This window comes from Marinomonas vaga (assembly GCF_055388305.1).
The window spans coordinates 401,158-421,271 of the sequence record NZ_AP043903.1; the positions used below are offsets into that span (position 1 = coordinate 401,158).

General features: G+C 48.2%; 15 protein-coding genes and 1 tRNA gene. 12 read left to right on the plus strand and 4 right to left on the minus strand.

Annotated features, from left to right (window positions below; genetic code table 11):
- From ACZ5DR_RS01840 to ACZ5DR_RS01850, 3 genes are read left to right on the plus strand one after another with little or no spacing between them, the layout of a single operon-like run.
- Nucleotides 1-2,568, plus strand: a complete 2,568-nt coding sequence (locus tag ACZ5DR_RS01840) for a circularly permuted type 2 ATP-grasp protein (RefSeq protein WP_377364450.1) — start codon at nucleotides 1-3, stop codon at nucleotides 2,566-2,568.
- The gene (locus tag ACZ5DR_RS01845) at nucleotides 2,565-3,446 is read left to right on the plus strand and encodes a transglutaminase family protein (RefSeq protein ID WP_377364448.1); all 882 of its coding nucleotides are present in this window, start codon (nucleotides 2,565-2,567) and stop codon (nucleotides 3,444-3,446) included. The genes ACZ5DR_RS01840 and ACZ5DR_RS01845 overlap by 4 nt, the downstream gene beginning before the upstream one ends.
- Nucleotides 3,447-3,486: 40 nt before the next feature.
- Entirely contained in the window at nucleotides 3,487-4,797 is a 1,311-nt protein-coding gene (locus tag ACZ5DR_RS01850; protein WP_377364446.1) for a DEAD/DEAH box helicase, read from the plus strand.
- Nucleotides 4,798-4,862: 65 nt separating this feature from the next.
- Here ACZ5DR_RS01850 and ACZ5DR_RS01855 read toward each other — a convergent pair whose 3' ends face one another.
- Nucleotides 4,863-6,851 (minus strand): methyl-accepting chemotaxis protein, encoded by a 1,989-nt coding sequence (locus ACZ5DR_RS01855; protein ID WP_377364444.1) that lies wholly within the window; start codon nucleotides 6,849-6,851, stop codon nucleotides 4,863-4,865.
- A 407-nt stretch (nucleotides 6,852-7,258) separates the two neighbouring features.
- On the opposite strand from ACZ5DR_RS01855, the gene ACZ5DR_RS01860 reads away from it, so the two are divergent.
- Nucleotides 7,259-9,562, plus strand: a complete 2,304-nt coding sequence (locus tag ACZ5DR_RS01860) for a methyl-accepting chemotaxis protein (protein ID WP_377364442.1) — start codon at nucleotides 7,259-7,261, stop codon at nucleotides 9,560-9,562.
- Nucleotides 9,563-9,638: 76 nt separating this feature from the next.
- Here the strand turns inward: ACZ5DR_RS01860 and ACZ5DR_RS01865 are convergent.
- Nucleotides 9,639-9,715 (minus strand) — tRNA-Ile (locus tag ACZ5DR_RS01865).
- A gap of 102 nt (nucleotides 9,716-9,817) precedes the next feature.
- Nucleotides 9,818-10,555 (minus strand): oxygen-insensitive NADPH nitroreductase, encoded by a 738-nt coding sequence (gene nfsA, locus ACZ5DR_RS01870; RefSeq protein ID WP_377364440.1) that lies wholly within the window; start codon nucleotides 10,553-10,555, stop codon nucleotides 9,818-9,820.
- A 222-nt stretch (nucleotides 10,556-10,777) separates the two neighbouring features.
- Here nfsA and ACZ5DR_RS01875 point away from each other — a divergent pair, with 222 nt between their 5' ends.
- Together ACZ5DR_RS01875 and ACZ5DR_RS01880 are read left to right on the plus strand one after the other, a co-directional pair.
- Nucleotides 10,778-12,718 carry a bifunctional 2',3'-cyclic-nucleotide 2'-phosphodiesterase/3'-nucleotidase gene (locus tag ACZ5DR_RS01875; protein ID WP_377364438.1) on the plus strand — a complete coding sequence of 647 codons (1,941 nt, stop codon included), beginning with the start codon at nucleotides 10,778-10,780 and terminating at the stop codon, nucleotides 12,716-12,718.
- Nucleotides 12,719-12,839: 121 nt separating this feature from the next.
- The gene (locus ACZ5DR_RS01880) at nucleotides 12,840-13,697 is read left to right on the plus strand and encodes an alpha/beta hydrolase (protein ID WP_377364436.1); all 858 of its coding nucleotides are present in this window, start codon (nucleotides 12,840-12,842) and stop codon (nucleotides 13,695-13,697) included.
- 97 nt (nucleotides 13,698-13,794) lie between these two features.
- Here the strand turns inward: ACZ5DR_RS01880 and ACZ5DR_RS01885 are convergent, their stop codons facing one another.
- Nucleotides 13,795-15,171, minus strand: a complete 1,377-nt coding sequence (locus ACZ5DR_RS01885; protein WP_377364434.1) for a glycine--tRNA ligase — start codon at nucleotides 15,169-15,171, stop codon at nucleotides 13,795-13,797.
- A gap of 209 nt (nucleotides 15,172-15,380) precedes the next feature.
- Here ACZ5DR_RS01885 and ACZ5DR_RS01890 point away from each other — a divergent pair, with 209 nt between their 5' ends.
- From ACZ5DR_RS01890 to prpC, 6 genes are all read left to right on the plus strand, one after another.
- Complete coding sequence (locus ACZ5DR_RS01890) at nucleotides 15,381-15,827, plus strand: DUF3429 domain-containing protein (RefSeq protein ID WP_377364432.1); 447 nt, start codon at nucleotides 15,381-15,383, stop codon at nucleotides 15,825-15,827.
- Nucleotides 15,828-15,836: 9 nt separating this feature from the next.
- On the plus strand, nucleotides 15,837-16,232 hold the full coding sequence (locus ACZ5DR_RS01895; protein ID WP_377364430.1) for a thiol-disulfide oxidoreductase DCC family protein: 396 nt from the start codon (nucleotides 15,837-15,839) through the stop codon (nucleotides 16,230-16,232).
- 53 nt (nucleotides 16,233-16,285) lie between these two features.
- The gene (locus tag ACZ5DR_RS01900; protein ID WP_377364428.1) at nucleotides 16,286-16,999 is read left to right on the plus strand and encodes an SDR family NAD(P)-dependent oxidoreductase; all 714 of its coding nucleotides are present in this window, start codon (nucleotides 16,286-16,288) and stop codon (nucleotides 16,997-16,999) included.
- A gap of 150 nt (nucleotides 17,000-17,149) precedes the next feature.
- The gene (locus ACZ5DR_RS01905; protein ID WP_377365063.1) at nucleotides 17,150-17,839 is read left to right on the plus strand and encodes a GntR family transcriptional regulator; all 690 of its coding nucleotides are present in this window, start codon (nucleotides 17,150-17,152) and stop codon (nucleotides 17,837-17,839) included.
- A gap of 114 nt (nucleotides 17,840-17,953) precedes the next feature.
- Nucleotides 17,954-18,835, plus strand: a complete 882-nt coding sequence (gene prpB / locus ACZ5DR_RS01910) for a methylisocitrate lyase (RefSeq protein WP_377364426.1) — start codon at nucleotides 17,954-17,956, stop codon at nucleotides 18,833-18,835.
- Between the two features lie 122 nt (nucleotides 18,836-18,957).
- Complete coding sequence (prpC, locus tag ACZ5DR_RS01915) at nucleotides 18,958-20,085, plus strand: bifunctional 2-methylcitrate synthase/citrate synthase (protein ID WP_377364424.1); 1,128 nt, start codon at nucleotides 18,958-18,960, stop codon at nucleotides 20,083-20,085.
- Nucleotides 20,086-20,114: the final 29 nt, after the last annotated feature.

Below are 20,114 nucleotides of genomic sequence, written 5' to 3' on the forward strand. Positions count from 1 at the left end.
ATGAACAGCACTGTTTCCACCCCTATTGCAGCGACCTCTGAGTCGCTGCTTGCGTCTCCTTACGAACAACCGAATGGAGCGTACGATGAAGCCTTTGATCTCAACAGAATGGCTCGCCCTCAATGGCAAGCTATTCTGGAGTGTATTAAAGGTTTGGGAACTGAAGGGATGCAGGACCGGCACCGTCGCGCCCAACGAATTCTTCGGGACGACGGCGCCACCTATAATTTAAAAAATGATCCGCTTTCGCCTAACGTATGGGCTTTGGACATATTGCCAAACACCATTTCTGCGGCTGAATGGCAAACATTGGAGCTTGCCTTAGCGCAACGCTCCACCCTATTCGACCTTATCTACAAGGACCTCTACGGCGAACAACGTCTTCTTAAAGAAGGCATAGTGCCGTCTGAAATTATTCTTAGTCATCCTGGCTTCCTACGCCGTTGCCATGGGATAGATTTACCAGGGGTCAAACACCTAACGTTTCACGCGGTAGATTTAGTTCGGGATCAAGCAGGACAATTTGTAGCCATTGGCGATCGCACCCAAGCTCCCAGTGGTGCGGGCTACGCGTTAGAAAACCGAACCGTTGTCTCACGGGTGCTACCAAGCCTATTCCGCGACAGTCATACCTTGCGTTTGGCGCGTTTTTTCCAAACGATCCGCGACACCTTATCTAATTTAGCCAATCGCATTACCGATGCGCCACGCATAGTGGTACTAACGCCAGGCGCATACAGCAGCACCTATTTTGAACATGCCTATCTGGCCAACCATTTGGGTTACCCATTGGTGCAAGGGGGCGACCTGACCATTCGTAATGGCAAGGTATGGATGAAATCTCTGGCAGGCTTATCACAGGTGGACGTCATCGTGCGTCGTATGGACGATGCCTTCTGTGACCAAGCGGAACTGCGCTCCGACTCCATGCTGGGGGTGCCAGGTTTATTAGAGGTGGCACGACAAGGGAACGTGGTCATTGCCAACCCACTCGGTTCAGGGATTTTAGAGACCCCTGCGTTGTTGTCTTTCTTACCACAGATTAGCGAATTCTTAATGAACGAGACCTTGATGCTGCCATCGGTCACGTCCAAATGGTGCGGTAATCCAAATGACTTAGCGCTCGTATTAGATAATCTCAAAGACTGGATCATCAAACCTGCGTTTCGCGGCGTAAACAGTCAAAGTATCTATGGTCACAGTCTTGATCTAGAGGGACTTAAAAACGCCAAAGAAACCATTCTCAGAAATCCAGCTGCCTATGTGGCTCAAAGCTACATCCCTGGGTCTCATACCCCAATCTGGGAAAACGAAACACTCAGAGCACGCCCTTGTATCCTGCGCGCCTTCACGGTTGCCAGTGAAGAAGGCTATTGCGTGATGCCAGGAGGGTTAACTCGAGTAGCGGACTCTTCTGTCGAGTCCATAGTGACTAAGCTATCAGGCTCCCGTAGCAAAGATACTTGGGTACTGAGTGATGAACCCGAGTTGAATCAAGACATCAGCGTGAGCAGCTTGCAAACCATTCAAGCTCAAGTCACTAACTTGCCAAGTCGCGTCATCGAGAACCTCTTTTGGTTTGGTCGGTACGCAGAGCGAGCGGAAATGAGTTTGCGTTTGATGCGTACCACCTTTAAGCAATTAAACGGTATTGATCACTTCCCTACCGAAAGTCGTGAAATACTGCTGTCAGCCTTATCAGAGATCACTGGTTGCTTACCGGGCTTCCAAGATAATGATGAGCTGATTCAAAACCCAAGTAATGAGCTGGCTTCGCTGGTGATTGATGAACAGCGAACAGGAAGCATCAAATCCAACTTACAATTGATGCTCTCCTGCGGTGAACAAGTGAAGGAAATGCTGTCGGCTGACACTCGCATCATTTTGAACGAACTGCGGGATCATATTCATAGCTTAGAGCGCGCCTACATCAATGGCTTGCCATCAGTACCGGAAGAGTCCCTAGACAGCTTGGTGACCACCTTGTTAGCCCTGTCAGGATTGAATCACGAAAGCATGCTACGTGGCATGGACTGGATGTTCCAAGAAATTGGTCGCCGTACAGAGCGCGCTTTGCTCACAGCCAAGTTACTGAAAGCCACCCTAAGCCAACCTTTGCCAAGCCTGCAACAACAGCAGATTTTGGAGTCCGTGCTATTGAGCGTCGAAGCCCTGATCTCCTTCCGACGCAGGTACCGCACCCAAGCTCGTGTTTCATTTGGTTTGGATCTGTTGATGATCGACCGCACGAACCCACGCTCTCTTATTTACCAAGTGGAGCAACTGCGTAAGTATCTAAATGAACTGCCCCATTCCCAGCAAGCGAGCTTAGGACTGTCCCCTGAAAACCGTTTAATCATCAAGTCATTAAACGATATCCAATTAGCGGACCTAGAGTCTTTGGCACAGATCGATGAGACCACACAGTCTCGTCAAGCCCTAGAGGATCTCATGACACAGATCACAGACCAGCTGGAGCAACTGACGACCATCATCAGTGATAAGTATTTTGATCATACTGCTGGCCCACAGCAGTTGATCAAATCTAAATGGAAAAATGACGTATGAGATACCGCGTTCGACATCTGACAGAATACGTTTACGGTGCCCCCGTGACCCTATGCTACAACATGGCTCACCTTCTCCCTCGAGATACTGGTAATCAAACCTGTCTGAGTCGTCGCCTGCATGTCACGCCAATGCCAATTTATCAAACAGAAGGGACGGATTACTTCGGTAATCCCACCTATTATTTTTCCATTCAAGAGCCCCACAAAAAGCTCACCATCGACGTGGAATGCTTGTACGAGGTAACGCCCCTTGAGCTGGCCAATCAATTAACGCTAGGGTCCATCACCTGTGGAGAACTGCGTCAGTTACTCACCGACGCAGGGACACCAGAGCTGAGAATGGTAAAAGAGTATTTACTCAACTCGCCTTTAATTCCTCGTACAGCAGAATTGGCGGCGTTTGCCCAAGACACTTTTGCCGATCATGTGCCCGTATTGCAAGCGGCGTTGGACTTCACCCATAAGATTTTCAACGAGTTCACCTTTGACCCAACGGCCACCAGTGTCAGTACACCAGTGGATCAAGTACTCAAGGAAAAACGCGGTGTGTGTCAGGACTTTGCTCATCTGGCCATTGCCTGCATTCGGTCCGTAGGATTACCTGCTCGCTACATCAGCGGCTATTTGGAAACCCTCCCCCCTCCGGGACAAGAAAAGCTCGTGGGTGCTGATGCGTCCCATGCTTGGTTTGCCATTTACATCCCAGAGATGGGCTGGGTAGAATTCGACCCAACCAATGACTTGATGCCGAGCGACCAGCACATTGTCACCGCTTGGGGCCGTGATTACAGTGATGTCACCCCACTTCAAGGGGTTATTTTTGATGGTGGCGACTCACAAAACATCAAAGTTTCAGTGGATGTTCAGCGCTGTTGAGGCGCTCCATCCAGCCATTCATTCTCATGTTTGAACCATTATGACCTTTGCAAAACTTGGCCTACCCGCGCCGCTTCTGAGCACTCTCGACGCCCTTGGCTACCACCAACCGACGCCGATCCAAGACAAGGCAATTCCGCTGATTCTAACCGGTAAAGATGCCATGGCCGCGGCGCAAACAGGCACAGGAAAGACCGCCGCCTTTACCTTGCCCATTCTCGCCAAATTATTAGGTAGAGAACGCGCTAGCGCCTACCAAGTACGTAGTTTAATATTGGCACCTACTCGAGAGTTGGCCAGCCAAATTGGTGAAAGCGTTCGCAGCTATAGCCAAGGATTAGGGTTGCGCAGCCAAATCATCTATGGGGGCGTCAAAGCCCATCCACAGATCAATGGATTGAAACGGGGCACCGACATTCTTGTGGCGACACCTGGGCGCTTGCTGGACCTATTTAACCAAGGGGAAGTAAAGTTCGATGAGCTGGAATACCTTGTTTTAGACGAAGCAGACCGTATGTTAGATCTGGGCTTTGAGGAATCTCTTAATGCCCTGTTAGCCGCACTGCCTAAAGCTCGCCAAACCTTGATGTTTTCAGCGACCTACTCTGACGCCGTGAAAACCCTAGCCAAGGTATGGCTTAATGACCCAGAAGAAGTGGCGGTTAAACACAGCAACAAGGTCGCAACCACAGTACGCCATCAGGTATACCCTGTTGATAAAGCACGTAAACCTGAGCTATTAACGGAGCTTTTGCAACGCCAACATTGGGCCCAAGCCTTGATCTTCGTTAAAACCAAACGGGAAGCGGATGAGCTAACAGACATCCTGATTGCTGAGGGTTACAACGCCGCAGCCATGCATGGGGATAAGCAGCAGTACGCTCGTCTTGCCACACTTAAAGCCTTCCGTGACGGCACACTGACTTATTTAATCGCTACCGATGTTGCCGCGCGCGGTCTCGATATTGCTGAGCTACCTGTCGTCATTAACGTAAGTCTTCCCCATGTTGCCGAAGACTACATCCACCGCATTGGTCGTACAGGGCGTGCTGGGCAAGAAGGTCGTGCCGTATCCTTGGTCTGTGCCGACGAAATCGAGGCATTACGATCCATCGAAGCCTTACTCAATCAGCGTATTTCCCGTAAAGAAATTCCCGGATTTGAAGCGGAACATCGGGTTCCCGATTCCCACCCCCGTAGCCAGAAGTCAGGCAAAGCAAAAGCGAAAGACACCACTGTTACTCAAGCAAAAGGCAAAGGCAAAAAGCCTAAAGTTGAGTTACCCCCTCCAGATGTGACCAAAGGCCCAGGGTTACGCAGCAATCCCTTTGCGAAAGCCAAAAAGAAGTAACTTGATCACGTTATAAATGACATAAACCGCTCCAAGAGCGGTTTTTGCTTTTATAAGTCAAGCACTTAGCTGCGAAGTTTGTAGGAAGACAACTCCGCGACTACTTGATCAAAACGACGTTGCGTTTCTTTGGCTTCATCTGCCGTAGTCGTCACCGAATCCATAATATGACTTGAGCGATCACGTACCTGTTGGACATTTTGGTTAATATCTTCAGACACTTGAGACTGCTCTTCCGCCGCCGTCGCCACCCGCTCTATGGTCATATTGATACTTTCAATTGAGGCAAACAGCGACTCAAGCATCTCGGCATTGTTCGAGACCTCTGAGGCACTTTGTACCGCCATGTTCGAGCAACTCTCCATGGAGGATAGTGCACTTTGGCCAGACGCGATTAACGCTTCTATCATCGAACGAATTTCTTCCGTTGAGTCTTGAGTTCGCTGGGCAAGACTACGCACCTCATCGGCAACGACAGCAAAACCGCGACCTTGCTCACCAGCCCGTGCCGCCTCAATGGCAGCATTTAATGCGAGTAAATTGGTTTGTTCGGCAATGGACTCAATGGTTTGCAGAATCGAGCCGATCTGCTCTGTCTGTCCGGTGACCTGCTGCACTGAATCATAGCCCCCACGGACCTCGTTGTTCAGATTACTGATGGCCCCTTGAATCGCCAACATGCCAGAGCGACCTTCGGCAGCACGTTTTTGAATCACTTCCGTTTCCTTTGCAGCATCCTGCATATCCGAGGAAATGGTACCACTGGTAAGGGACATCTCTTCCACCGCTGCAGCAATCTGGTCTGTGCGGGATGATTGATCTTGGGACTCCTCTAATACGGTGCGGGACTGACTGATCAAGCTCGTCATACTGGATTTAGATTCCTCAGATTTACCCACCAACATGGCAAAAGTTTGAGATAAATGAGTTAGATGTTCATTCAATACTTGCATAATGACACCAATCTCATCACTCGATCTGGCATCCAGTTGCACGGTAAAGTCTTTTTTAAGCCCTACGGCCTCTATGGCCTCTTGCACCGCAGACACTCTCGAGGAAACGGAACGAATCACGATTCGCATCAAGGCTAGCACTGCAACCATAACTAAAGTGATGCCAATAACCACGCTTATAAAGATGCTTAAGGTTTGGGATTTAAGAGTCTCAACATAGGCTTGAGTATTTGATGCAATCTGATCTGAAACGCCCTTCACCAAACCGATACGGGCTGTCGCCATCTCAAACCAATTACTAGGACCAGAGAGCTGGCTCAAATCTGGAGTTGACTGAAATGCATTGAGAGCTTGGTTTACTTTTTGCCATGTTGCACTCTGCTTAACAGCACCTAGCTGTGCTTTTTGATCAGATGATGCCACATCTTTGAAGTAAGCTTCCCAAACCTTTTCATTATCGATAAAGCCATTTATTTGTACAAAACGTCGCTCGGTAATGGCCCCAGCACTGAAGGCACCATTTAATGCACCACGGTATTGCCCAATACGCTCTTTCATCCATAGCAAGCCCAAACGAGCGGAAAGCGACTGTACTGTCGTCTGGGTGCGCAATAAAGTAATGGCTTTTTGCACCGTATGGAGCGCCTTATCATTTAAAGCAGAATAAAACACAAATGCGCCATTATCTGATGCCAGTGCATCAACCTTGGTACGGACGTCACTCACACGCTCTAAATCCTTCAACACTGGTGCCAGTAAACTCTCTAAGGTTTCTGGTGAGAGTTCTTCAAAGTCTGTAGGAGAAAGACTTTTTAACCCCTGACTGGCCGCGTCCGCTTTGAGTCTTTGTTTGGCTACAGCCTCTTTGCCTTGAGCGCCACCCGATCCTAAAAAGCCAGCGGTAAGACCGCGCTCCACTGCAAAATTATGAGCTACCGCGTCTAACCTGTTAGACAACAAAACCACATCATTGCCCCGTCTCGCATCATGGATGTTATCAAGCAAAACTGAGCCATAAGATACAGCCAAAACGGCCACTAGAATTAAAGGAAGAGCCCCAACCAGCGCAATAGCGTGGGCGACTTTTAGATTCTTCAGCACAATACCATCTCCTTATGTATAAATACCTAGCTATAAAGAATGGATCATGCCTAGAGGTACGGCAAATAATTAGAAGGATTTTTTACCCATAAATCCATGACTATAAGAATCCCCCCCCTTCAGACTTTGGGGCATAGATCGCCCTACAACTAAGGCGAAGACAATGATGAGCTGAAGATACCGGCGACACACTCAAAAACTGCCCAATAACACACATACTGGCGAATTTTTAGATCATACTGACAGAAGCATAATGATAGAAAAAACACAATTTGCTGCTTATCTTCGGGATCTATATTGCCTAGGAAAAGAAGTTTAGACGACACTACAATTAGAAAACGGTCACCCAGAGTCCTACTCGGATTCTGAGTAATAAAAATAACAAATCGTTTAACTTGGAGTCAGAGATGAATATTTCTACTCGTATATCCGTAAGTATGGTCACCACTTCCGGGATTGCTGCCTTGGCTATTATGCTGATTCTAGCAACCCTGAGTATCAACTCCATTGGCACAGCGTCGCTTCAAAGCGTCACTAACCAACTGGCTTCCATTAAAGAAACCAAAGCCAGTGAAGTGACCCATTACTTCCAATCCTTGGAGCAACAGCTTGAGCAATGGGCCTCCAGCCCAGCCGTCATCTCTAATACTAAAAATATTCACTACTCTTTCGAGCTGGTAGAGCCAACCCCTGAACAAGATTCAGCTCTGAAAAATTGGTATCAGAGCACCTACAGCCCCTATTACGCTGAGCAAGCAGGCGCCCTCGCCACTGATCCAATGGAATTGCTAGAACAATTAGACCCAATCGCTCGGTTTTGGCAATTTCTCTACATTGCCGATAACCCTAACCCAATGGATCAAAAATCGAGTTTGTTGGAAAGCCAAGAATACTCCATGTACAACATGAGTCATAAAGCCGCCCATGTGGAGCTGCGAAAGCTTCGGGAAAATCTCGGGGTCGGTGACATCTATATTGTTGACTCAGGAAATGACTACGTGACCTATTCCGTCACTAAGAATATTGCCTTCGGTACCTCATTAACCTCAGGGCCCTTTAGTGAATCAGGGCTAGCAAAGGCGTATCAATCCGCTTTGCAACTGGAAAAGGGCCAAGTGGCATTTGCCGACTTCAGCATGTTCACACCTAGCTACGAATCCTCTGCTGCGTTTATTGCCTCTCCTATTTACAATATTGATCAACTGATTGGGGTTTTGGTATTTCAAATGGATCGCCAATCTGTCGATCAGCTCATGACGTATAATCAACGTTGGAAAGAAGTTGGCTTAGGCACAACCGGTGAAGTGTACCTTGTCGGGCCAGACGGTAGCTTACGAACAGGCAGTCGAGAGTTCATAGAAGCTCCCAATAGCTTCCAGCAGGACGTAAGTGATTTACAACTTGAACAAAGCCAAACCAAACAGATTTTAGCTGGGCACACTACAGGGTTGTTGCATGTCAGCCCCACTGTGGCGACAGCGTTAACAGATCAAAGCAGCGATTTTGCTGAAACCTCTAACTACCTGGGTAAAAGCACCTACACATCATTCCGCCCTTTGTCTGTGTTCGGACAGAATTGGCAGGTAGTAGCGGATTTAAGCAAACAAGAAGCCGACTTTGCTAGTCAGCAATTGATCGATAGAACCTTATTAATATCCACCATCACGTTAGTCGCCATCATTGTCTTGGCTGTCTTCATTGGCCTGTTTACGGGACGCCGTTTAGCACGCCCCATTCTCTATATCAGTAAAGAGCTTCATCACATTACGACTCACAAAGACTTAGCACATAGGATCGCACTCAACCGTAATGATGAATTAGGGCAAGCTGCCAACAGCGTCAACGAACTGCTCGATGGGGTTGCAAAAACCATTAAGCAACTTGCTGGAGGCATTGGCACCATGCAACAAGCCTCGACACAATCGGCTAACGTGGCCAATCAAGTGAGCGAAAACGTAGAACAGCAGTCAGAGCAAATTGCATTAGCGGCTACAGCCATGAGCGAGATGGTCGGCAGTGTGTCTGAAATTGCCCAACAAGCGTCGTCTTCTCATGATCTGGCCAGCAAGATTACTGAGCAAGCACAAAACGGCAGCCGCCAATCTGAAACCATGTCAGGCAACATCGTGGCCCTCGCGGATGAAGTAGAAAACAGCGTAGCGGATCTATCGCGCCTCGAAAGTCTTGGCAAAGAAATCGTCTCGATACTGGATGTTATTCAAGGCATTGCTGAACAGACCAATCTTCTCGCACTGAATGCAGCCATCGAAGCGGCTCGGGCTGGGGAGCAAGGTCGAGGGTTTGCCGTTGTAGCCGACGAAGTTCGAGCCCTTGCAAATCGCACCCATAACAGCACAGAGCAGATTCAGCAGACCATCAGCAAACTACAATCGGCTACATCAGATACTGTGCAGCGTTTACAACAGTGTAACAACTTGGCCCTAAATGGTCGCACCGCCGCTCTAGAAACAGTGGAAGTGCTTAATCATGTATTGAGCAGCGCCAACGCCTTGATTGATGCCGCCGCTAACGTCGCCGCAGCGACCGAAGAACAGGCTACCGTATCGGAGAAAATCAATCAGAACATCCAAATCGTGCAAGATAAAGCGGGCTCAACCAAGACCGTCATCAAGGATGCAAACGAAGCGTCACAACACCTATCAGCCCTATCTGATAACATTAAAAAGGCCATAGAAGAGTTTAAAGTCTAAAAGCTTTAATAAACAAAGAGCGCTCTTTAAAACAAAAAAGCCCCAGTAGGAACTAACCTACTGGGGCTTTCTTATATGGTGGCCCCACCCTGACTTGAACAGGGGACCTGCCGATTATGAGTCGGATGCTCTAACCAACTGAGCTATGGGGCCAAAAACGGCGCCCATTATAGCCAGAGAGCCATCTTTTGCCAAGCTAGATGGCGAACTTTATGGCAATTAATCCGCTCCCTAACTCACTGACAATTCAGTAGATTACTTGAGTTCGAATCCTTGCTTGATGAGGAATTCTCGCATGTGTGGACGGAGTTTTCCGGAAAACATAGGCGCCATGCCTTTTGACCAATTTGAGTCTTTATTCCCACCCGTACGTTGTTGGTAATAATCGCTCATAGTTTGGTCGTATTGTTCCACGATGGCTTCGTCATTTTCCTCAGTGTAAACGTCTTGTTTTAACACAGTAGAAAGAGGCAAACGGGGCTTCACTTCTGGATCTTGATCGGGGTAGCCAATACACATGCCAAAGACTGGGTAGACATGTTTAGGGAGCTTTAAAAGTTCACTGATTTGTTCTGGGTTGTTACGGATACCACCGATGTAACACAAGCCGAGTCCTTCCGATTCCGCAGCAATGGCGACATTTTGGGCAAACAGCGCCACATCAATGGTGGCCACTAATAGTTGCTCTGTCATCCCTCGCACGGCTTCGACACCAGTGCGCTCCGCCGCGTCTATGTTGCGCTTCATATCAGCGCAAAATACTAAAAACTCTGGGGCTGCTTGAATGTATGCTTGATTACCAGCCAGCCCCATCAAAGCTTCCCGGTTGTCAGGGCGAGTAACACGAATGACGGAACAAGCTTGCACGTGATTACTCGTCGACGCTCCTTGCCCAGACGTTATCAAGGTCTCTAATAACCCTTCTGGCAGAGGCTGATCGGTGAATTTTCGAATGGATCGATGGGCAGTGAGAAGATCAATAACCGAATTCATAGGACTTCCTTAAAAATACTTTGGCTGAAATTATGCGCATTTCACCGCTATAACCAAGGGACATGTGAAATATCCCAATCAGTTACACATTTTAATTTCACTCTACCCCATGAGACACAAACGTCATCTTAGACAAATAAAATTGCGATTCAGCCTATTTCTGACTTAAAGGTCAAGATACACTCAAAGCACAACATCACAATAGGAACTTGGAGCTTTTTCATGACGTGGACTTTCACACGACAAATACTACTGGGAACTTCTTTGGCTTGTGCCAGCGCCTTACATGCGGCAACGGTCGATTTACGCATTTTAGAAACCACTGACATTCACATGCACCTTGCCGATTATGACTACTATGCTGATAAGCAAAGCGATAAAGTCGGCTTGTCTCGGGTGGCGACACTGATCAAGCAAGCTCGCGCCGAATCCGTCAACTCTGTATTAGTAGATAACGGAGACTTACTTCAGGGGAACCCACTTGGTGATTACGTGGCTAAGGGGCGTGCCTTGCGATTTGGGGAGACACACCCAGCCTACAAGGCCATGAATTTACTGGATTACGATGTTGGCAACATAGGTAACCACGAGTTTAACTATGGCTTAGACTTTTTAATGAAATCACTCTCAGGGGCCAACTTCCCTTACATCAACGCCAACGTCTATTTAGACGATGGGGATCAAGACGCCAGTAACGACCAGCCTTATTTCCAACCCTATTTAATCAAGCCGACCCAAGTGACAGATCGTGACGGCCAAACTCACACCCTAAATGTGGGATACATAGGCTTTGTACCCCCGCAAATTATGACCTGGGATAAAGACAATCTAACCGGCAAGGTGATCGCCAAAGACATCATAGAAAGCGCCAAAAAGTACGTACCTGAAATGAAGGCAAATGGTGCAGACGTGATCATAGCAATCCCACACAGTGGTATGTACACAGGTCATTATCAGCAAGGGGAAGAAAACGCCACTTACCACTTAGCGAAGGTAGAAGGCATTAACGCCATACTGTTTGGTCACTCCCACCGAGTATTTCCTGGGGACTCGTCATTAGACGGCATCGAAGGGGTCGATAACGCCACAGGCACCGTCTTCGGGGTTCCTGCAACCATGCCTGGATTCTGGGGATCACATTTAGGATTGGTCGATCTTACCTTAGAATCAAACGGTGACGACTGGACTGTCACAAGTGGCACCAGCGCGGTACGCGCCATCGCAAAGCGTGAAGGCCGCGAGACCATTCCATTAGTGGAGGCAGACAGCGCGATTAACGAAGCAGTCCATACGGAGCATGAAGGCACCCTAGCCTACATGCGTCGCAAGGTGGGGGAATCCACAGCGGATATCAATAGTTTCTTTGCCTTGGTACAAGACGATCCTTCTATTCAGATCGTGAACAACGCGCAAACCTGGTACACACAAAACATCGTTCGAGGCACCTCCTACGAAGGACTGCCCATTTTATCTGCTGCAGCGCCGTTTAAAGCAGGTGGTCGTGGTGGCCCAGAGTATTACACAGATGTGCCGAAGGGTGACATCGCCCTGAAAAACGTGAGCGATCTCTACATTTACCCGAACGATGTTAAAGTCGTTAAGTTATCTGGGACACAAGTTGTGGAATGGCTGGAGCGCGCCGCCGGTCAGTTTAATCAAATTGATCCGAATCAATCTGCGCCTCAAGCCTTGATCAATGACAGCTTCCCAACCTACAACTTCGATGTTATCGATGGCATCCACTACCAGATCGATGTGACCCAGCCAAACCGCTATAACGCAGATGGGGAACTGGTCGCCCCCGAAGCCCACCGGATTACCAAAGTGACGTTTAATGGCAAACCTGTCCAACCAGATCAAGCTTTCCTAGTGGTAACTAACAACTACCGCGCGTCCGGTGGCGGTCATTTCCCAGATCTGGATGGTTCTACCACTGTCATTGATGCACCGGATAAAAACCGCGATGTAGTGGCCAATTACCTGCTGTCTCAAACCACGATTAACCCAGCAGCAGATAATAATTGGCACTTCGCCCCATTTGGTCAGGCCAAGGTTCTCTTTACCACCTCACCTAAGGCGAAAGACGTAGCGGCCAGCTCTATGCGCTTTGATTCCATCAATGACAAAGGCTTTGCGGTTTTTGAATTAAAATCTACCCAATAACCCCCCTGCAATCACTGGGTGGCACCACCACCCAGTGATCTTTTGATCTTCTCCCAACACTTGTCATCTCTTTTGCCATTTACTACGTAGGTTACACATAGCCTATTAAAAGAGATGGACCATGACCTTAAAAAAATCCGCAGTCGCCTTGGCATCCTTTGTCATGGCAGGGTGTACCCAAGTGGGTGTCGATATCGCAAATCTTCCTGCAAAACTTAGCAATACCGAACGGGTAACTCAGGTTACCTATGGTGATCAAGCGAACCAATCTTTAGATATCTACATCCCAGAAAAGGCTGCGGCGGATAACCAACGACCAGTATTAGTGTTCTTTTACGGTGGACGCTGGACCGATGGCAACAAAGAATTGTACCAATTTGTGGGGGAAACCTTTGCCCAGCAAGGCTATGTGGTGGTGATTCCAGATTATCGAAAATACCCTGAAGTTAAATTCCCAACTTTCGTGGAAGATGGCGCACAGGCGGTGGCTTGGACGTTTAACAACATTCAATCTTACTTCGGCAATACTGATAAGCTGTTTCTCATGGGGCATTCCGCTGGGGCACACATCGCAGGCTTAGTCACGGCAGACCCTGAATATCTCAATGCCCATCAACTTGAGCCGGACATTATCGATGCTTTTGCAGGTTTAGCTGGCCCATATGACTTTGTGCCAGAAGAGGACGACCTGATTGATATGTTTGGCCCAGAAGAACAGTTCCCAGAGATCACCGTGACCCATTATATCCAAGGTAATGAACCGCCTATGTTGCTGCTTTGGGGGGAAGACGACGAATTGGTGGGACGCCGCAACATCGACCTACTTAGCCAAGAGATCAATGCCAAAGGTGGCAAAGTGGAGACCAAAACTTACCCTGATACGGGTCATGTAGATATGGTGTCGAGCCTTGTTTGGTTTTTGCCAACCAAAGCGCCTATTGTTCAGGATGTCAGCGATTTTTTTAATCAATATCAATAAGCCCCACTAAAGATTCAACCATTTAGGGCGGCGTCCGGATACAAAAAAACCGATGCTTATTAAGGCATCGGTTTTTTATTAACCAGAACTTTAAGGCTTAGTCTTGATTGATAAAGTAGTTCAAGATGAAGCTTGGCAGATCTGCGGTTTTCACCACTTCTTGTTCCATGGTGTCACGGTGACGAACGGTCACGGGTGCGCCTTCTTGTTCAATGGTGTCGAAGTCTACAGTGATACAGATCGGCGTGCCTACTTCGTCATGGCGACGGTAACCCTTACCCACGTTACCCGTGTTTTCGTACAGGATACGACCTAGGCCAAGTTTTTGTAGGCGGTTTTTAATGCCCTTCGCGGCTTCAACGATTTCTGGCTTGTTCTTCTTAAGCGGTAATACAGCAACCTTGATAGGCGCCAAGTGTGGCTTAAGTTTCAAGACGATACGGCTAGAGCCATTGTCTAGTTGCTCTTCGGTGAAGGCTTCAGTCAAAACCGCCAACACACCACGATCAAGACCTGCAGAAGGCTCGATACAGAATGGCACGACCATCTTGTTCTCTTCTAGATCACGAACGGCTAGCTTAGTCGTAGAGTGTTCGTTTTTCTTCACTTTAGCTGACAGGCCGAATTCATCCTGAGCCTTAGTGTGGGAACCTAAGTCGTAGTCAGTACGGTTCGCAACACCTTCTAATTCTTCAAAACCATGTGGAAACTTGTACAAGATATCCACAGTAGCTTTGGAATAGTGCGCTAGGTCATCACCTGTGACGTATTCAAATTCAATGTTTTCTTCCGCCAAACCTTGGTCTAGCCACCACTGTTTACGCAGTTTCACCCAAGTGTCGTGCCATTGCTCGTCTTCCCCTGGCTTACAGAAGAATTCCAGCTCCATTTGTTCAAATTCACGAACACGGAAGATGAAATTACGCGGTGTAATTTCGTTACGGAACGACTTACCAATCTGAGCGATACCAAAAGGCAAAGCACGGGAAGTAGAGTCCACAACGTTTTTAAAGTTAGTAAAGATGCCCTGTGCAGTCTCTGGACGAAGGTAAGTGTAAGAGTCTTCGTTCACCATTGGGCCAACGTTGGTCTTAAACATTAGATTGAAATCACGTGGTTCAGTCACGTTATCAGAGCCACAGTTGTCACACTTTTTAATGTCTTTCATGTGGTCGGCACGCATACGAGACTTACATTCGTGACAGTCCACCATTGGATCTGTGAACGTGTCTTCGTGACCGGAGTATTTGTACACGTGTTTGTTTTGGATGATGGCAGCATCCAAACCTTCTACGTCGTCACGGTCATAGACCATGGCACGCCACCAAGCGCCTTTAAGATTGTTTTTTAATTCAATGCCCAGCGGACCGTAGTCATAAGCCCCTTGCATACCACCGTAAATTTCACTGCCTTGGAAAATAAATCCGCGACGTTTACAAAGGGAGACGAGTTCATCCATCGTTTTAGCTGGCATTTTTTAAACACACCTTAATTTGTTGATTCGGAGACGCCGAGCTCTTAGCAAGGAGCCTATAAAAATAAGTTCGACATTGTACTCCGTGACCCGATTTCTCTCAATGGTGGATAATTTTTACTGAATACGGTTTTTTTTTAATGTATTGAAATCCAACCTAGCGGATAATGCGTATTGTTTACACACTCCTTCACATCATAGGCATGACCATGCGCACTTCATCGCGGTATCTGATCACTACGCTGGGTTTTCTCGGACTCGCACCTTTTGTCGCTAGCCTAGTGGCTTACCACGTGGAATGGTTCCATGCGACCACGCTAGGGCAAAAAGTATTCATCTCATATGGTGCCATTATCCTGAGCTTTTTAAGTGGTGCGGTTTGGGGACAAGTTCTAGAACAGCCTTATCAAGCCAAGGGACGTGCTCTACTCATTTGCAGCAATTTAATAACCCTTGGGGCTTGGGTGGCATTGCTAGTGCAGCAAGCTCAATTATCCTTGCTGTTATTGTTATTGGGGTACGTAAGCCTATTTTGGGTGGAAGCTCGCTGGCTAAAAATTCTACGCACTGATAACAGTTTCTACCCTAGTATGCGTTTTACCCTCACGGCAATCGTTTGTTCTTTACATGTGTTGATGCTGTACCCACGTTATTAGAGGTCAAAAATGATCACCCTTTTCTACGACGGCTATTGCCCATTGTGCGTCAAAGAGATGGATCAATTAAGACGCTACAATAATAAAAACCAACTCAAACTGGTCGATATCCATCAGTCGGATTTCGAGCAAGAGTACCCACACATAGATAAACAAGCGGCAGACCGAATCCTGCACGCCCAGTTAGAAGACGGCACTCTGCTATTAGGATTGGATGCAAACTGTTCCGTTTGGCAAGCGGTAGGCAAGCATCCATGGCTAAAAGTGTTGCGCTGGCCCATCATTCGCTGGTTTGCTGATCGTTTTTATTTGCTGTTTGCAAAACACCGCTACACAATTTCCCGCTGGCTGACCGGACAAGAGCGCTGTGAACCCTGCGAAAAAGGCGTTTGCAACAAAGACTGATACATCCAGTTATTGGCAGGTTACGTATCTCCCTAATATTTGGAGAAGATCTTATGAGTTCTAGCGCCATCATCATTGGAGCCAGCAGCAAGATTGCACAGGCGATCATTCAACAACTTGCCAAAGATCCCGATTTGGTTCAAATCATAGCCATCAGCCGCACCCAGCAGGACTTCCAAAGTCCAGTGACTTCCCTGACCTGTGATTATCAAGAAGCCAACATCGCTGCCCTTTGCCGTGATCTCACTCTGACCGCTCCCCTAAGTCGCGTTATTATTTGCAACGGTGTACTGCACGATGAGCACAAGCAACCGGAACGCAGAATCGAAGACATTAACCAATCCGCACTGACGGAGATTCTCCATAGCAATACCGTGATCCCCACCTTATGGTTGACCCATTTAACCCCCCATCTAAAAAGTGACACCCCCTGCAAAGTTGCTCTTTTCAGTGCTCGAATTGGCAGTATTTCCGACAATCAATTAGGGGGCTGGTACAGTTATCGAGCTTCTAAAGCCGCACTCAATATGCTCGTGCAAACCTTTTCCATTGAATTGGCGCGGCGGGCTAAAAATGTCAAACTCTTGGCCTTTCACCCAGGCACCACAGATACGCCTCTCTCAAAGCCTTTCCAACGCTCTGTCCCCGAGGGGAAATTGTTTACACCTGAATTTGTCGCCAGTCAGCTACTAGCCTTACTGAATAACCTTGAGATCGATGGTACGGCCAGTTACATGGATTGGAACCACCAGCCAATCCAATGGTAAAACCTAATATTGTCGACAATTGTGGGACTGAATTCTGATTTTCAACTAATACCTAAGTATTATTGTCGACAATCCACCTTGATTTATACTTATTCTCATCCTATAAAATAGACATTGTCGACAACTACTAGGAAGACTGCTTTGGACAAGGTGACACACATTAAATCAGATACCCTTTCAGGAGATCTCGTCAAACGCTTAACCAGCGCCATTGTCGAAGGTGACATGCCTTTGGGGAGCAAGATCTCGGAGCCTGAGCTGGCGAAGCGTTACGGCGTGTCCCGTGGCCCACTGCGTGAAGCCCTAGTCAAGCTGGAAGCTTTAGGACTCATTACTCGCACTGCGAATGTGGGCGCTCGAGTGGTGGAGCTTAATATTGCCGACTTGCTGGACACCTTTACCCTACGTGAAGCCATGGAGGGCATGGCAGCACGTTTAGCCGCAGAGCTCATCAGCGACGAGGAAATTAGCAACCTCTATGCTTTATTGGAGGATCACCAAGCCTTTTTGGACTCCAACCAAGATGAGCATTACACCAGTCAACATGGCAACGAAGATTTCCACTTACGAATTATCTACGCCAGTCAGAACCAAAAGCTGATTCGCCTGCTGACTCAAGATCTGTACGCCACCATTCGAATGTACCGTCGCCACACGGCGGACTCTCGTTCTGATCCACGCCAAGCGTTACGTGAACACAAAGCCATTTTAGACGCCATCGCTAACCGCGAAGGGGATTTGGCAGAACTCTTGATGCGCCGTCACATCAGCCGAGCGGCAAATCTTTTGAAACAAGCGATGATGCAAGACAACAAATCTCAGGGCAATACAGGCCAATAACAATGGAACCTTTGCAGGATGTCGCGAGCGACGCCAGACGAGTCTGCTTTTAACAAAGTATTTGGTAAGCGCAGTCGTCGTGCAAAAGTCCCAAAAATAATAAGTGAGGAAAATATGACACTATCATCACCAGGAGCGCGATTTCGCCAAGCCGTTAAAGACCATGCTCCACTTCAAGTGGTCGGCACGGTCAATGCGTACTGTGCCATGATGGCTGAACAAACCGGACATAAAGCCATTTACTTATCCGGTGGTGGCATTGCAAACGCGTCTTATGGACTTCCTGACTTGGGCATGACGGACCTCAATGATGTGTTAGAAGACGTGCGTCGCATCACTTCTGCCAGCCAATTACCCCTGTTAGTCGACATCGATACAGGCTTCGGAGGTGCTTTTAATATCGCCCGAACCATTAAACAGATGGAAAAAGCCGGCGCCGCCGCGGTGCACATCGAAGACCAAATTCAGCAAAAACGCTGCGGACATCGCCCTAATAAAGCCATCGTTAGCCAAGGGGAAATGGTTGATCGCATCAAAGCGTCAGTGGATGCCCGCACGGACGATAACTTCGTCATCATGGCGCGCACCGATGCCCTTGCGGTAGAAGGCATGGAGTCTGCCATTGAGCGTGCTGTGGCCTGTGTGGAAGCCGGAGCTGACATGATCTTCCCAGAAGCCATGCTGACCCTCGAACAATACAAAGAATTCGTTGATGCGGTAAAAGTCCCAGTATTAGCGAACATTACCGAGTTTGGCGCCACGCCGCTGTTCAGTAAAGAAGAGCTTGGCAGCGCTGGAGTTGATCTGGTGCTTTACCCATTGAGCGCCTTTCGCGCCATGAACAAAGCCGCCTTGAACGTCTACCAGCACCTACTCAACGACGGTCATCAAAGGGATGTGGTAGAGACCATGCAAACGCGCATGGAACTGTACGATTTTCTGAATTACCACGACTACGAACAAAAGCTAGACGCACTCTATTCCAAGGATAAATAACCCCCTAAAAATCACATAGAGATATCTCACAAAAGAGACAATGACAGGGCGTCACGAGCGAAGCCAATACGAGGCAAGCGCAGTAGCCCTGACGTCTCGAAAAATAAAAATGGAGATCAACAATGGCTAAAGAACTTTCAGGCGCAGGTCTACGTGGCCAAAGCGCTGGCGAAACCGCACTCTGCACCGTCGGCAAAACCGGCTCAGGCCTCACCTATCGCGGGTATGACATTGAAGTGTTAGCAGAGAAAGCCTGCTTCGAAGAAGTAGCGTATTTGCTACTTCATGGCAAGTTGCCTAACCGCACTGAGCTAAGCCAATACCGTAACAAACTCATGTCTCTGAGAGAGTTACCTCAAGCCCTCAAAGCTGCTTTAGAACTTATCCCTAAAGATGCTCACCCAATGGATGTGATGCGCACGGGCTGTTCCTTTCTTGGCAACCTAGAAACAGAAACGGATTTCAGCCAGCAGCAAGACACGGCAGATCGCCTACTTGCCACACTACCGGCCATAATTCTGTACTGGTACCGATTTAGCCATGATGGAGTTCGCATCGATACCTCCAACCCATCGGTACCAAGCTTAGCAGGGCATTTCCTAGCTATGCTGCACAGCGATACCCCTAACCCGCTTCACGAACAGGTTATGAATGCCTCTTTGATCCTGTACGCAGAGCACGAATTCAATGCCTCAACCTTCACTGCTCGCGTCTGTGCTTCCACCCTTTCGGACATGCACTCTTGTATTACAGGCGGCATCGGCAGCTTGCGCGGCCCCTTACATGGTGGCGCCAACGAAGCCGCTATGGACATGATTGAACCATGGAAAACGCCAGATGAAGCCGAAGCGGCACTACTGGATAAACTCGCAAACAAAGAAAAAGTGATGGGGTTTGGTCACGCCATCTACCGAGAACGTGACCCACGTAACGACATCATTAAGCAATGGTCAAAACGCCTTTCAGAAGAAGTGGGGGACACCCACCTTTATGCAGTATCTGAACGTTGCGAAGCGGTTATGTGGCGCGAGAAAAAACTGTTCTGTAACGCCGATTTTTTCCACGCCAGTGCATACCGCTTTATGGGTATTCCGACCCTTTTATTTACCCCTATTTTCGTTTGCGCCCGTGTGACCGGTTGGGCAGCCCATGTGATGGAGCAACGGGCTAACAACCGCATTATTCGCCCTAGCGCAGATTACACAGGACCAGAAAAAGCCCAATGGGTTGAGCTGGATGACCGCCCATAACCGCTGATCATTTTACTATTAGGACTGAA

What these genes read in the sequence shown, in the direction of transcription:
- ACZ5DR_RS01840 (WP_377364450.1), top strand. Translation starts at nt 1, where the DNA reads ATGAACAGCACTGTTTCCACCCCTATTGCAGCGACCTCTGAGTCGCTG.
- ACZ5DR_RS01845 (WP_377364448.1), top strand. Translation starts at nt 2,565, where the DNA reads ATGAGATACCGCGTTCGACATCTGACAGAATACGTTTACGGTGCCCCC.
- ACZ5DR_RS01850 (WP_377364446.1), top strand. Translation starts at nt 3,487, where the DNA reads ATGACCTTTGCAAAACTTGGCCTACCCGCGCCGCTTCTGAGCACTCTC.
- ACZ5DR_RS01860 (WP_377364442.1), top strand. Translation starts at nt 7,259, where the DNA reads ATGAATATTTCTACTCGTATATCCGTAAGTATGGTCACCACTTCCGGG.
- nfsA (WP_377364440.1), bottom strand. Translation starts at nt 10,555, where the DNA reads ATGAATTCGGTTATTGATCTTCTCACTGCCCATCGATCCATTCGAAAA.
- ACZ5DR_RS01875 (WP_377364438.1), top strand. Translation starts at nt 10,778, where the DNA reads ATGACGTGGACTTTCACACGACAAATACTACTGGGAACTTCTTTGGCT.
- ACZ5DR_RS01880 (WP_377364436.1), top strand. Translation starts at nt 12,840, where the DNA reads ATGACCTTAAAAAAATCCGCAGTCGCCTTGGCATCCTTTGTCATGGCA.
- ACZ5DR_RS01885 (WP_377364434.1), bottom strand. Translation starts at nt 15,171, where the DNA reads ATGCCAGCTAAAACGATGGATGAACTCGTCTCCCTTTGTAAACGTCGC.
- ACZ5DR_RS01890 (WP_377364432.1), top strand. Translation starts at nt 15,381, where the DNA reads ATGCGCACTTCATCGCGGTATCTGATCACTACGCTGGGTTTTCTCGGA.
- ACZ5DR_RS01895 (WP_377364430.1), top strand. Translation starts at nt 15,837, where the DNA reads ATGATCACCCTTTTCTACGACGGCTATTGCCCATTGTGCGTCAAAGAG.
- ACZ5DR_RS01900 (WP_377364428.1), top strand. Translation starts at nt 16,286, where the DNA reads ATGAGTTCTAGCGCCATCATCATTGGAGCCAGCAGCAAGATTGCACAG.
- prpB (WP_377364426.1), top strand. Translation starts at nt 17,954, where the DNA reads ATGACACTATCATCACCAGGAGCGCGATTTCGCCAAGCCGTTAAAGAC.
- prpC (WP_377364424.1), top strand. Translation starts at nt 18,958, where the DNA reads ATGGCTAAAGAACTTTCAGGCGCAGGTCTACGTGGCCAAAGCGCTGGC.